General features: G+C 60.4%; 11 protein-coding genes. 8 read left to right on the top strand and 3 right to left on the bottom strand.

The annotated features are described in order from the left end of the window. Positions 1-243: 243 nt before the first annotated feature. From G5137_RS09090 to G5137_RS09080, 3 genes are read left to right on the top strand one after another with little or no spacing between them, the layout of a single operon-like run. On the top strand, positions 244-1,587 hold the full coding sequence (locus tag G5137_RS09090; RefSeq protein WP_227341458.1) for a diguanylate cyclase domain-containing protein: 1,344 nt from the start codon (positions 244-246) through the stop codon (positions 1,585-1,587). Beyond that, on the top strand, positions 1,580-2,920 hold the full coding sequence (locus G5137_RS09085) for a glycosyltransferase family 2 protein (RefSeq protein WP_421255257.1): 1,341 nt from the start codon (positions 1,580-1,582) through the stop codon (positions 2,918-2,920). Before G5137_RS09090 ends, G5137_RS09085 begins: the two co-directional genes overlap by 8 nt. Beyond that, positions 2,920-3,969, top strand: a complete 1,050-nt coding sequence (locus tag G5137_RS09080) for an HlyD family secretion protein (RefSeq protein ID WP_216952122.1) — start codon at positions 2,920-2,922, stop codon at positions 3,967-3,969. Before G5137_RS09085 ends, G5137_RS09080 begins: the two co-directional genes overlap by 1 nt. A 99-nt stretch (positions 3,970-4,068) precedes the next feature. On the opposite strand, the gene G5137_RS09075 is transcribed toward G5137_RS09080, so the two are convergent. Continuing rightward, positions 4,069-4,428, bottom strand: a complete 360-nt coding sequence (locus G5137_RS09075) for a hypothetical protein (RefSeq protein WP_421255256.1) — start codon at positions 4,426-4,428, stop codon at positions 4,069-4,071. A gap of 181 nt (positions 4,429-4,609) precedes the next feature. Here G5137_RS09075 and G5137_RS09070 point away from each other — a divergent pair, with 181 nt between their 5' ends. Then, entirely contained in the window at positions 4,610-5,899 is a 1,290-nt protein-coding gene (locus tag G5137_RS09070) for a ferric reductase-like transmembrane domain-containing protein (RefSeq protein ID WP_421255255.1), read from the top strand. Between the two features lie 6 nt (positions 5,900-5,905). Here the strand turns inward: G5137_RS09070 and G5137_RS09065 are convergent, their stop codons facing one another. Further along, positions 5,906-9,085: a S41 family peptidase gene (locus G5137_RS09065; RefSeq protein ID WP_421255254.1), complete on the bottom strand. Its 3,180-nt coding sequence runs from the start codon at positions 9,083-9,085 to the stop codon at positions 5,906-5,908. 281 nt (positions 9,086-9,366) lie between these two features. Between G5137_RS09065 and G5137_RS09060 the strand changes: the two genes are divergently transcribed. The 4 genes from G5137_RS09060 (at position 9,367) to G5137_RS09045 (ending at position 12,895) form a co-directional block, all read left to right on the top strand. After that, a complete protein-coding gene (locus G5137_RS09060) occupies positions 9,367-9,846 on the top strand; it encodes a L,D-transpeptidase family protein (RefSeq protein ID WP_227341454.1) in 480 nt (159 codons plus the stop codon). Positions 9,847-10,010: 164 nt separating this feature from the next. Next, positions 10,011-11,537 (top strand): YjjI family glycine radical enzyme, encoded by a 1,527-nt coding sequence (locus G5137_RS09055; RefSeq protein ID WP_421255253.1) that lies wholly within the window; start codon positions 10,011-10,013, stop codon positions 11,535-11,537. Positions 11,538-11,547: 10 nt separating this feature from the next. Next, the gene (locus G5137_RS09050) at positions 11,548-12,447 is read left to right on the top strand and encodes a YjjW family glycine radical enzyme activase (protein WP_376889284.1); all 900 of its coding nucleotides are present in this window, start codon (positions 11,548-11,550) and stop codon (positions 12,445-12,447) included. 124 nt (positions 12,448-12,571) lie between these two features. Further along, positions 12,572-12,895: a DUF1820 family protein gene (locus tag G5137_RS09045; protein WP_376889282.1), complete on the top strand. Its 324-nt coding sequence runs from the start codon at positions 12,572-12,574 to the stop codon at positions 12,893-12,895. Between the two features lie 63 nt (positions 12,896-12,958). Here G5137_RS09045 and G5137_RS09040 read toward each other — a convergent pair whose 3' ends face one another. After that, positions 12,959-13,891, bottom strand: a complete 933-nt coding sequence (locus tag G5137_RS09040; RefSeq protein ID WP_216952117.1) for a LysR family transcriptional regulator — start codon at positions 13,889-13,891, stop codon at positions 12,959-12,961. Positions 13,892-13,919: the final 28 nt, after the last annotated feature.

Below are 13,919 nucleotides of genomic sequence, written 5' to 3'. Positions count from 1 at the left end.
TCAGATCTCTTCCCCCCGAGATGGCTGAGCCGCACATGAAAATGGCGTCAGCTCTCAACTCTTTCTGCGCGTTCGCCTGCTTCATGCTATCCGTCGATAACGTTGACACTGCTGTTGTGCTGTCCGTGCAGGGCAATGCGCATCTCGCGACATTGCCTGAGTCTGCCGATGCATGGCAACAGGCGGGTCCGTTTTATTGGCTTGGTATCTATTTGTCAGTGAATGGAAAGAGGTTATTTCCCCATGATGAGCACGAGTGAACACCCCGGTCAGATTGCGCTGCTGGGAGGCTCGGTGGATCGTGTTGCCTTGCCACTTCTCGATCTGTCCTGCTGGGATCCATTGCAGCAGCCGGTATTACTGCTCAACCTGCCTGCAGATGAGCAGGACAGGGTATTGCAGGCTGTGCGGCGTGACCCGATACGTTATTTGCAGCCGGTATTTTGTGTTGTGAAGAGCCCGCTCTCTCCCATGTTGGCCGACGGTCTCCTGACACAGCTGGATGAACGGGCCTCTGACATGCTTGAACGGTTGGCGTTGTTGACCCCTCGAGAGCATCCGGATGACATGGAAAAGCTGGCTTGGTACAGCTGGCCTCGCTCCCATTTTCGCTTGTTGCCACGTTGGCAGGCTGGTTGCCGTCAGGGGTACAGCTATCCCCTGCTGGATTGCCTGCTGGGCAGCGAAGCAGGGGATGCCCTCCCGCAGCTGGTTGCAGAGCGTTTATTGCAGAGTGAGCAGCTGGTGGACCGGGTACGTCTTTGTCACAGTTGCAACTCGGCACATCTCAATTTTGTCGATGTGTGTCCCGAATGCGCTCATATCGCCATCCAGGCCAAGCCAGCTGTGCACTGCTTCACCTGCGGGCACGTGGATGATCAGGATGCATTCATGCGACAGGGTGTGCTGCGTTGTCCCAAGTGCGTCACGACTCTGCGTCACATCGGTGTTGACTATGACAGGCCCCTTGAGAAATTCCGTTGTTTGTCATGCCATGCCCGTTTTATGGAGGCTGCCGTCCAGGCGCGTTGCCATGAATGTGGCCAGGCGCACAAACCCGATGATCTGGTGGTTGCGCCCATCTATGAATATCGCATCGGCAAGCTGGCCCGCCACATCGCACGGGAAGGAACTCAACAACTGCATCTGCCGTTGACCTGGGGTACCCCTATGGCCATGGAGCACTTCCCCTGGTTGCTGCAATGGAACAATAGCTTGCTGCAACGCCATGGTGGCTGCCATACCTTGCTGGCTATTCGGGTTGAGCATCTGGCTGAGTTGCGGGCCGAGTTGGGCATGCTAAAGACTCAGCAGCGACTGGCCGCTCTGCTCAGCCGTTTGCAAGCTCTATTCCGTGATACCGATGTCGTTTGCCAGTATGCCGATGACCGATTGTTATTGCTGTTGCCGCATACTGATGCCGACGACTGGCGCATTCTGCAGGAGCGCATTCAGGCATTGAATCTCATCGAAGGACTGGATGCTCTGACGCTGGCGGTGAAAGTACAACCTTTGCCCGCCCTGTTGGGCGACGATACAGCGGTATGGCTCGGCCAGTGGCTGGATGGAGATAGCCCGGATGCATGAGTGGATGAATACGGTGCACTACATCCTGATAGAGATACTGGGTAGCCTCCAGTTTTCTCCCCGGATGATTCTGTTGCTGTTGCCCATGTTGCTGTTGATGGAGGTGCCACTGATGGCGCTGACGTTGACCGGGATCCTGAAATGGTATGCGCGCCAGCTTCCCATGGCATCTGAACTGCCGCGATCTCGGCGCTGTCCCAAAGTGTCTTGCATCATCACCTGTTATGGGGAAGGTGAGGCGATCCGCTCCACCATATTGACGCTCAAGGAACAGCTTTATCGCGGTCAAATGGAAATCATTGCTGTGATTGATGGCGCCAAGGCCAACGCGCATACCTATCAGGCTGCGCTCAATTGTGTTCGTGAATTCGAGGGGTGCGAGAACAGAAGTTTGGTCCTGCTACCGAAATGGCAGAGGGGAGGCCGGGTCTCCACTCTCAATGCCGGTCTCTCCGCTGCGACTGGCGAGATAGTGATGAACGCGGACGGAGATACCTCCTTTGACAACAACATGATCGATGAGATCGTGGCTTGTTTCGATGATCCTGATGTGCCTGCTGTGGGAGGGGCATTAAGGGTGCGAAATCTGAACGATGGCGTACTGACCCGGATGCAGAGCATTGAGTACATGATCTCCATGCAGGGGGGCAAGACGGGACTGAGCGAGTGGAACCTCATCAACAGTATCTCGGGAGCCTTCGGTGCGTTTCGTCGTGATTTTTTGCGCCAGATTGGTGGGTGGGATACCCATACCGCAGAAGATCTGGATCTGACAGTCCGTATTAAGCATTACCTCAAACGCCATCCGGCTTTAAAGATAGGGTTCGCCCCTCGTGCCATCGGTCACACCGATGCGCCCGCAGACGTGATCACGCTTGCCAAGCAGCGTTTACGCTGGGATGGAGATCTGCTGTTTCTCTATCTGCGCAAGCACAAGCTCTCCCTGACGCCGCGTATTCTGGGCTGGAAGACCTTTTTGTTTACCTTGATCTACGGGGTGGCGCAAAACGTGGTGCTGCCCCTGCTGGTCATGGGTTATAGCTGGTGGTTGGTGCTTAGCTATCCGGGGCAGTTTGTCGCTGCGTTGATGATCTGTCTCTATCTGGTTTACCTGTTTCTTACCCTGGTTAATTTCGCCGTGTTTTTGCTGGCTATATCTGAACGCCCGAAGGCAGATCTACGTCTGCTGCCATGGTTGTGTCTTTACCCGGTGTACACCTTGCTGATGCGCTTGTGGTGCGCCATCGCACTGTTGAATGAGATGTTCCGGCGCGGTCATGAAGAGAGCAGCATGGCCCCCTGGTGGGTATTAAAACGAGGAAATAAATTCTGATGAAAGTCACATTCAATCCCCCCAAGAAGCAGGATGCCACGTCGGATGAAGGGATCCGGGTATTGTATGCCCCCGCCAAGCGTGTCGCCTTCAAGGCTCGCTGGTATCTCATCCTGTTACTGGCATTCAGTCCCGTTATTATTCTGCTGTGGTATCTGGGGCGCGAGTGGTGGCTGACCCAGGCGCCAGCAATCATTACCACCGAGCCGCAACTGGTTGTTGCCAATGGGGATGGCTTTATTCGACACATCTACACGGCTCCCGGCCAGGGGGTGTCACAAGGCGATGCCCTGATGCAGTTCGAATCTCCAACCCTCAAGGCCAACATGGCGGAACGAAAAGCGCGCAGAGCGGCCATCGAATTGAGCAAGGCTGAGGCTGAACAGGCTATCTTGCGCAATCTGGACGAACAGATTGGTATTGCCGAACGGGGGAGCCGGGAGCAGGAGGTCATCTATCAGGAGTATGCCGGTTATAAAAAAGAGAAGCTGGTATCCAGTGCAGAGTACGCAACGGCCCTGCTGAATTGGACTCAGTCACGCATAGCTCTGCAGAAGGCAAGGGCAGAGAAGATAGCGCAGGAACTGCAAATCAGTGAGGACCAACTGACCGGACCGCTAGCCAGTGCTCGTCACTTGCTCGATCAGGAACTGACCGAGATGGAAGCGATGGCGTACCATCAACAGCCAAGAGCTCCGGCGACTGGCAAGGTTTCAGATGTGCTGGTACAGGAGGGGGACTGGGTATTCTCGGGGGCTCCTCTGGCACTTATCTCGAAGCGAGAAGACCCGCTGGTGATAGCCTATGTGCAGCCCAAATATCTCTCTTCAATGGCTCCTGGACACAAGGCTGTCGTCAAGCTGCCCAGCGGGGAGCGTCTGGCTGCCAGGGTCGCCAGACAGGTCGAGCTGGCGGACAAGTTGCCGGCTCAGTTAGCCGCTCCGTTTGAAGGGGAGAAAGCAACCCTCAAGGTCGCACTCTCGCTGGATGAAAAATTACCCCCGAACCTGCAAGTGGAAGGGTTGCCGGTGACCGTGTTGTTTGATTGACGTCTATGGCGTTGTGATCCTGAATCGCAACGCCTTCTTTTGGGTTTCGGCCATAAAAGGTGGCTGGTGTATGGAAGCCCGCGATTGCCTCTCCCTTTTTCATTCATCAATGACTTTATTTCCGCAATGCTCGCAGATGGCATGTCGTTCAAAGCGCTCCATGTTGGCCAGAAAGGGGCCGGCGGCCCAGCCGGTAATGAAGTCCTTGATAAAGGCTTTGCGCTTTTGCGCCGGTGTCAGCTGCTGGCCAAAGGATTTGTCGACCAGTACCACGACATGGTTGGTTTCGCGCTGACAACTCGGGCAGACGCGTTGTTCGGTGGATGAAAGCAAGGGGGACTCCTTGTCCGGAAGAGTGGGCAGCAGGTTTTCCGCCGCAGATATGTGTCGTCCCCATTTGATTCCTTTTGCAGGCGGGTCGTCAATCACGGCAGAGGTGGATTTTGCGCTATTCCCCATGAAGAGAGGGCCAGTCAGCAAGGGTGACCAGAGGGGCCGGCGGGCCCCTCTGCTGTTGCCGTTTGTCACACATTGCCACGCAAGCTTCCCCCTCTGGCAAAGTCTTGTGACCAGACAGGTGTGCAATGGTGCCATGAGCAGGGAGATTAGGCCCTGCCGAGATGGAACCAGGGAGCATGTTATGACGAACAAATGGGTGTGGTGGCTGTTGCCGCTGCTGGCGGTCGGGGTCTGGTGGCTCGGTTATGCGGGGGATGCTAACGGGGTGTGGCCCTGGCGCCATGAGATGTTGCTGCTGACGGGTCTGCTGGGGATGACCTATATGGCCATTTCGCTGTTGCTGGCGTTGCGTCTGCCGCAGTTGGAAGTATGGTGTGGCGGTCTGGACCGGATGTTGCGATTGCACCGCCAGACGGCCATCGGCGGTACATTGGCGCTCACTGCGCATTGGCTGGTGGTGGAGGCGCCCAAGTGGGCGGTCTCGGCAGGTTTACTGAGTCGTCCCGCCCGGCGTGGGGCTGAAGTCGGGGCGGGAGCAGGTAATGGCGTCTCGCTCCATGCCTTTGGCAATACCCTGGGTGAGTGGAGTTTCTATCTGCTGATCGCGCTGGTGGTGGTGAGCTTGCTGGCGCTGGTGAGCTATGGCCGTTTTCGGCTGATCCACCGGCTGGCGCCGCTCATCTATCTGGCGGGTTGGGGGCACGGGCTCTGCCTGCTGCCTCAGGTGGGAGCCATGACGCCGGTTGGGGTATCGATCTGGTTGATCGGCGGGATCGGCGCTATCGGGGCCCTCTACTCCCTGCTGGGGCAAGTGGGGGCGCGGAAGCGCCATCCCGGCCGGGTCATTGCGGTGCGAGTGCTGGCGGATCAGACCTGCGAGCTGACCATGCAGCTGGAGCGGCCGCTCGCCCATTACCGCCCGGGTCAGTTTGCCTTTTTCGAATTTGACGCCAAGGAGGGGCCGCACCCTTTTACTCTGGTGCGGGTGTCGGCGGATCGGCGCCAGCTGGTGATCGCGGTACGGGCGCTCGGGGATCATACCCGTCAGTTGGTCGCACAGGCCCGCACCGGGGATGGTGTGGTGGTGACCGGTCCCTATGGCGCCTTTAGCGCACCGCAGGGGCAGGGTAGCGCCCTCTGGCTGGGGGCCGGTATCGGTATCACACCCTTTGTCGCCTGGTTGGAGTCGTTGGCAGCACGGGGTGGCCGTGGCGAGGGGATCACCCTGCTCCAGTGTGCCCCGGATCTGGCAGGCGCCGTCTACCACCGGCGGTTGGCCGAGCTCTGTCATCGCACCGGCGTGCGCTATCAGCTGCATCTGGACAAGGCGGCCGGGCGACTGGATCTTGCCCGCATTGCGCAGGATGCCCCCGAGCAGGTGTGGTTTTGCGGGCCGGAGGGGATGGCAGATGCCCTGACCCGGCTGTTGCCGGACGGGCATCTGCATCGCGAGCTGTTTCGCTTTCGTTGAGCGCAGTTATTTGGTGCTGGCTGGCAACTGCTTGAGGGCGGCCTGTACTGCCGCCTCCAGTTGCGGGTCGCGCCCGGCCACCATGTCGGCGGGGGTGAGGGGCACCTGCAGGTCCGGGAGCAGCTCCTGATTCTCGTAGAAGGTGCCGTCCGGTTTGCGCAGCCCCAGGGTCGGAATGCCGTAGGAGAGCCCCGGAATCAGCCTAGAGTCGTGGCTGTAGACCATGGTGCCGGTGCCGGGCACCGGATCGCCGACGATGGGGCCGACCTTGAGGGCGCGGTAGTACTCGGGGAAGGCGGAGCCTTCCGAGTAGCTGGCGGCGTTCACCAGCACCACTGAGGGCTTGGTCCACTGGCGAGTGGCGGCGTCGGTTTCACCCTTGCCCTGACGGGGCCAACTGCTGGCCATTCCCTTGGTGCTGCCGCTGCCGGTCAGAAACTCCACCAGGGTATTGGCGAGATAGCCACCGCTGTTGAAGCGGACATCGACGATCAGCGCATCGCGATTGCGCTGTCTGCCGAGGGCATCCGCCACCACCGCATCGTAGACCTCGCTATTCATTGCCGGCAGATAGACGTAGCCGACCCGTCCTCCGCTCAGCCTGGCCACCAGCTCCCGCCGTTTCTCAATCCAGCGATCCTGTTGCAACTGGTACTCCTGCTGCTTGTCGATGGCGGTGAGCACCACCTCGTCAGTTTGCTTATTGCCCTCCTGCTGGAAGGTGAGGGCTAGCCGGGCGCCAGCCTGATGGTTGAGGGCCCGATCCAGCTCGGTCAGATTGGCAATCGGGATGCCGTTGATGGCGAGCAGGCGGGCGCCCGAGGCGATATCGCTCTCCTGATCCAGCGGGCCGCCAGAGAGCAGAGCGGTGAGCATCACCCCCGGCTCGCCATCCTGCCAGTAGCCGCCAAGGCTGGCGGTCTCGTCCGCCATGCGCGGGAAGGGGGCGGGGCCGCTGCCCCAGGTGTGGGAGACATTGAGCTCGCCAGCCAGCTCCGCCAGCAGGTTGCCAAAGTCCCGCGGGTTGCCGATGCCCGGCAGCAGGCGGCGGTAAGCGGCGACATAGCTATCCCAGTTCACCCCGTTCATATCGTCCAGATAGAACTCGTCCCGGGTTAGGCGGGCGATCTGATCGAAGGCGGCGGTCATGCGTTCCTGCCAGCGGCTGGTGGGTTGCAAGGCGAAGGGGGCGCTGGTGGCCTCGCCGGAGTCGAGATGGATCCGGGTTATCTCCCCATCCCGCACCAGGGTCGCCAGGGTGCCCTGCTGGTTGAGGCTTGCCAGCGCTGGGCCGGGCTGCTCACCAAACAGTTCGCTGGTTTTGCCCTTGCGCAGATCCTGGCTGTAGCCCTTGATCTCGCTCTCGCTGTTGACCCCCATCTCTTCCACCAGATAGATCACTTGGTCGCCGATGATGCGGCTGGCGAGCAGGGTGCCGGTGGGTTGCAGCAGCAGCGCTTCTCGATGGTTGAGACGATCGCTTTCAAATCCGTATCCCCCTTTCGGCGGCTCCAGTTCGGCAATCGCATCGGCTCTGGCGGCGCGGCTGCTGTAAATGCCGAGCAGGTTGGTGACGAGGGGCTCGCCATCGGGCCCCAGTGCGCCAAATCGGGTCGATTGCCAGTAGAGGATGGCGCCATCCTGGCTCCAGCCCGGTTGCCCATCCTGATAGCCGTTGAGGCTGACATTGACCGGTTTGGCCTTGGGATTGGCCGTATCGATCACCGCGATCTCCTGCTCTGCCGCATCGGGGCGGAAAGTGAGCGCCAGATGGCGTGAGTCGGGGGCAAAGGCGAGATGTACCTCGTGGCGCGATGGGTTGAAGCTGGCAGGCACCAGCTCCCGCTGCTTGTTGTTCGCCAGATCGAGCTGGTGGATGGCCTGGCCATCCACCACGAAGGCGAGCTGCTTGCCGTCGGGGGAGAGCACCGGACGGCTGATCCCCTTGTCGGGAATGGCCAGCAGCAGACTCTCGGTCAGAGTGCCGGGATCGCTGAACAGCAGCTCCGGATCACCCTTGCGCAGGCGATAGAGGGCGGCGTGCCCCTGCTGCTCCGACAGATAGATGAGGGCGCGGCCCTGCTCGGCGAAGAGGGGGTTGGACTGCTCGCTCGGATCGCGGGTCAGCTGGCGCACCCGCTCCCGCTCGGGGTCGACGGCAAACAGGTTGCCCTCGCTCACCAGGATCAGCTCATCCGCCTCTTCGCTGACCAGCGCTTCGTCTGCCAGGGTCAGGGCCTCGCTCGCCTCATCCGGCGCGCTCGCCACTTGCGGGGTGAGGGTCAGCTTGCGTGGCTCGCTGCTACCGGCGTCGAGGCGATAGAGTTCACCCAGCCATGACCAGACCAGATCGCCATTGCGAGAGGCGCTGAGCCCCCGCACCGGATGGCCCTGATAGTGGGTCAGCTGTTGCTCCTTGCCGCTGGCGAGATCCCGGCGCCAGACGTTGAAATCGCCGCTGCGCTCGCTCAGGTAAAAGAGGGTGTCCCCCTTGTCGCTCCAGACCGGATCGGTGGCCGCCACCCGATCTTCGGTCAGCTGCTTGTGCTGCTTGCCATCAAACAGCCAGAGACGGGGCACCGCGAACGAGTGCTGATGCTTGCGAAAGGGTTGATCCGCCGCGGGCATCTGATAGGCGAGCCGCTCCCCGTGGGGGCGGGCGAGAGTTGCAGGCAGCGGCAGATCGGCCTGCAAGGTGCCGCCGGTGATCGGGGTCCAGTAGAGCTCGCCCCATTGGTAGCCTTCCGCGACAAAATGGTCGGCATCGGGCGCACCCAGGCGCTGACTACTCAGCAGCAGCCGTTTGCCATCGGCGCTGAAGGCTTGCGGCAGATCGGTGCGCGAATCGCGGGTGAGGCGCACCATCTCGCCGCCGTTGGCGGGTACCACGAACACATCTTCGTTGCCGTAGAGATTGGCGGCTAAGGCGAGCTGTTTGCCATCCGGTGACCAGATTGGCCGCTGGCTCAGGTAGTCGCTGCCGGTGAGCGCCGTGGCGGGGCCACCCTCGGCACTGGCGACAAAAATGCGCCCCTGCCAGGTGAAGGCAAGCTGCTTGCCATCGGGGGAGAGGGCGGGCTCGCGCAGCCAGAGCGCATCGGCGGCGACACTGGCGGGTAGCCAGAGCAGTGCGCTGACCAGCAGCAGGCGGGTCAGCGAAGAGTTCGGCAAGAAGTGCAGAGGCATGATGTCATCCTGAATCAGGTTCAATTGTTACATATTTACCGATCTGCGGCATCATGGCTAGCCAGAAAATGTAAGCTATGTTTTTGTTTTTATTGTCAATTAGTCATGTTTGTGCAGGTCGTTCATGGACCATTCACCGTTCGCAGCCAAGATATGTTTTATTGGGTCTATTGAGTATTGATGGCGATCCAATATCATGGCGCTCGCTCGCCAACGGGCGAGCCTATTCAGATGATGTGACAACCATAAAAAGCCCTGCCAGAGGCTTGTCGAGGGATGGAATGAGAGCCGTATTGTTGTGTGTGCTGGGGCTGTGGCCCGCGCTGAGTTTTGCCTTTACCGAAAAAGCCGATTTGGTGGTGGTCAAGAAGTCTACCTACAGCCTCACCCTGATGAAGGATGGCAAGGAACTGAAGCGCTACTGGGTTGCACTGGGCCCGGCGCCCAAGGGGCACAAGCAGCGGGAAGGGGATCAACGTACCCCGGAGGGGCGCTACACCCTGGATTACAAGAAGAGCAACTCCGGCTTTTATAAAGCGATACATATCAACTACCCGAATCTGGACGATATCAAGCGCGCCAATGAGTTGGGGGTGAACCCGGGTGGCATGATCATGATCCATGGTCAGCTTAACCGTATGGGTAACCGTCGGGTACAGCCCTCCAACTGGACCAACGGTTGTATTGCGGTACTTAACCACGAGATGGATGAGCTCTGGAATGCCATTGACCCGGGTACGCCCATCATCATCGAGCCCTGATCCGCACAACGGGGGCCTTGTCGGCAGACAAGGCCCCCGTTCTGTTCTGGTTGTGATCCCCTTTAACGGATGTCTTTTTGAGACATTCGCATTGTTGTGAATGTCACTTCAAAAAAAGCCTGCAAATGGTGAGGATATGTGCTCTGTCCGTGAAGGAGTGTCCCATGTCTTTGACCGAAACCTGTCAGCGCATCGTGCGCGATCCCCATCTCTCCGCTGCTCAGAAGAGCCACGCACTGGCGCTGGCCGCCGAGAATGCGTTGCCCTACCCCGACCTGCCTGCCGCAGTCGCCGAGGCGATGGAGCAGGGATTTATCTGCGACATGTTCGAAGGGCATGCCCCCTACAAGCCGCGTTATGTGCTGCCGGACTATGAAAAATTCCTGACTCAGGGCTCTGCCTGGCTGGAGCTGACGGCGCCGCAGGATTTCGACGAGGCGCTCAACGCCCTGCGCATCCTCTATCACCATGTCCCCTCCGTCACCGGCATGCCGGTCTGGCTGGGACGGCTCGACCATCTGCTGTTGCCGTTTGTCGGCGAACTGGATGACGAGAGCCTCTATCGCAAGCTGAAGGGGTTCTGGGTCTATCTGGATCGGGTGCTGCCGGACGCCTTCATGCACGTCAACATCGGGCCTGATGACAACCGCATCTGCCGCCTGATCCTGCGTATCGACAACGAGCTCAAGCAGGTGGCGCCGAACCTCACCTTCTTCCACGATCCGGAGCAGACCCCGGACAGCCTGCTGCTGCAGGCGGTGAAGAACATCGCCGAGTGCAGCAAGCCGCACATCGCCAACTACCCGATCCATCGCGATACCTTTGACCAGCGTGGTTTTGGCATCGTCAGCTGTTACAACGCCTTGCCGCAGGCCGGTGGCGCCAATACCCTGGTGCGCATCTCCCTCAAGCGGGTCGCCGAGCAGTGCCAGGGGATCGATGACTTCCTCGGCTGCCTGCTGCCCCACTACTGCCGTCTGGCCTCCCAGTTGATCGAAACGCGGGCCGCTTTCTTGCATCAGGAGTCCGGCTTCTTCAACAGCTTCCTGGTGAAAGAGGGGCTGCTGGATGAGGATCGCTTCGTCCCCATGTTCGGCATCTACGGCATGGCGGAAGCGGTCAATATCCTGATGGATAAAGAGAATCTGCCGGATCGCTATGGTCACGGCGAGGAGGCGAACCAGCTTGGCTATCGCATCTCGGCCCAGCTCTCGGAATATGTCACTGCGACGCCGCAAACCCATGCCTGGGGTGGTCGCGCCCTGCTGCACTCGCAAGGTGGCCTCAGCATCGATGTGGCAGTCACCCCCGGGGTGCGCATCCCCTACGGGCAGGAGCCGGATCCGGCCAGCCATGTGCTGGCGCTGGCGCCGCACCACACTTATTACCATTCGGGGATCAGCGAGATCCTCACGCTGGATCCCACCATCCGCCAGAACCCGCAGGCACTGCTGCAGCTCTGCAAGGGAGCGCTTGCCATCGGCATGCGCGAGTTCACCGCCAACGTGGCCGACAGCGATCTGGTGCGGGTGACCGGCTACATGATCCGCAAGAGCGACGTGGCTCGCTTCGCAGAGGAGGGATCGCGCTTGCAGACCACCTGTCTCGGTGCCGAGGCGAGTGAAGTGACCGCCATTCGTCAGCGGGCTCCGCGGGTAGTCGCCCACGAATCGACCATCGGCGAGTATTGAGTTCGCACCGATGGCTGATGTCTTGCCAACACGCAGCGCTCTGGTGAGCAGGGTGCTGTCGTTCTCCTGTGTCGACGGGCCGGGCAACCGGCTGGTGTTGTTTCTGCAGGGGTGCAACTTTCGCTGCCCCGGCTGCCATAACCCGCACACCATAGGGCTGTGCGACGATTGCGGCGACTGCCTTGCGGTCTGCCCGAGCGGTGCCCTCTCTCTGGATGAGGGTCACTCTGGCGAGCACAGAGTGCGCTGGCAGGCGGCGCTCTGTACCGACTGCGACGCCTGTCTGGATGTCTGCCCGCGCAGTGCCAATCCCAAGACCGCCAGCATGACGGTGGCCGAGGTGCTGGCCCTGCTGCGCCGCTACGGCCCATTGCTGAGCGGGATTACCGTCTCAGGCGGTGAGGCGACTACTCAGCTCCCCTTCGTGGTTGCGCTCTTTACCGCCATCAAGGCCGCGCCGGATCTGGCCCATCTCACTTGCCTGCTAGACAGCAACGGCTCGCTGGCCGAGAGCGGTTGGCTGCGGCTATTGCCGGTGCTCGATGGTGCCATGCTCGATCTCAAGGGGTGGCGTGACTCGGTACACCTCTCGCTGACCGGTTACAGCCGCGAACGGGTGCTGGCATCGCTGCAACTGCTGGCAAGTCACAGCAAGCTGACCGAACTGCGGCTGCTCCACGTGCCGGGCAAGAGCGATTTTCTGGATGCGAATGGTGAGCTGGACGCGGATCTCGCCGCCTTCTTGCAGCAGCTGGGGCCTGTGCCCATTCGCCTCAATGGCTTTCGCCACCACGGGGTACGGGGGGAGGCGAGGTTTTGGCCAGAGGCGACCCGCAGCGAGCTGGAGTGGCTGGCGAGTCGGTTGCGTGCTGCGGGAGTGGGGGCGGTGACCTTGCCACCGCTGATCTAAAGAGGTCTGATCGATTCCCTTGCTGTGTAGTAAAAGCACACAACTGTGACTTCTGTCTATTGGAGGGGGCCTTGGGGCTCGTTATGATATTGCCCATCCGTCCCTCCTCCATCACAGATAAATCATGAGTGAAAGCAATGCGTTATATCGGGTTCAGTTTATTTGCCACAACGAGCGCTATGAGGTTTATGTGCGCGAGGTGAATCAGGGCCAACTGTTTGGATTTATCGAGATCGCCGATTTTGTCTGGGACAACCACACGGCGCTTATCGTCGATCCCAGCCATGAAAAGCTCAAGAGCGAATTTGCCGATGTGCGTCACACCCTTATCCCCATGCATCAGGTGTTGCGCATCGATCAGGTGAAAAAGCAGGGGGCTGCCCGCATCACGGATCTGGGTAGCAATGTCGCCTCTTTCCCCAGTCCCATTTATACCAAACGTCCCTGATCCCTCATTGCCATGGATGTTTCGCCGTGGCGAAACATCCATCTCTTCTCGCTGTCACCTGGCTCAGGGCTCGACCAGCTCGCGACCCAGTTGCAGGATCCGCTGGCGGAACCAGTGGCGGGCCGAGCCATCACCGGCCGGGCCATACCAGACCAGACTGTGACTCACCTTGCCGTAATCGAACGGTGCCGGACGCAGCTCCAGATCCGGCTGGCTGGCGATGCATGCCGCCCAGCCACCGATGGCGGTGAGGATCAGATCGGTCTGGGGCAGCAGGGCCGCCGCGCTGGCAAAATCGGGCAGGGTGGCGCCAATCTGGCGACGCACCTGTTGCTGGGCAAGGCTCTGCTCGAAGAAGGGGTTGGCCAGCTCCTGATCCCGGATGGCGATATGGCGCCAGCTCAGGTAGGCATCGAGATCCCAGGGCTTGGCCAGCGCCGGGTGGTCTTTGCGCAGCAGACAGACCAGTTTCTCTTCCCGCAGGGTCTCCCACACCAGCCCGGGCTGGCGCGGTAACGGCTGGCTCTGGTCATGGGGCAGGATCACGAAGTCGAGTTTGCCCGCTGCCAGCGCCTCCAGCCCCTGCTCATCCTTGTTCCAGATCTCCGGCACCATGCCCGGCACTTCTTTCATCAGCTGACCCAGAATGGGGCCCACCGGCCAGGTCATCACGCTCTCGCGCAATCCCAGCCGCAAGCAGCCCTGCCACTGCTGGGGGTTGAAGGCATTCTGGCGAGTGAGGCCGTTCAGCTCCCCCAACAACCGGTGCAGGGTGGGAGCCAGTCGCTCGGCCATGGGGGTGAGCAGCAGCTGGTTGCCCTGGCGGTAGAGCAGTTGATCCCCCAGCAGACCCCGCAGCTGGTTGAGGGTCTTGCTAACGGTGGAAGGCGTGGTGCAGAGCCGCTCGGCGGTGCGGGTGACGCTCTGGTTGTCGAGCAGCAGATGCAGGGTGACCAGATGGCGACCTCCCAGCCGAGAGAGTGCGATCAGATCCATAAGTACTCCACAAGCGAAGGGAAGAGAC

Origin of the sequence: Aeromonas sp. 600282, from assembly GCF_049175755.1 — a bacterium.
GTDB lineage: Bacteria > Pseudomonadota > Gammaproteobacteria > Enterobacterales > Aeromonadaceae > Aeromonas > Aeromonas veronii_A.
Note: the sequence above shows the minus strand (reverse complement) of the source record. Positions and strands in the feature narration are given on the sequence as shown.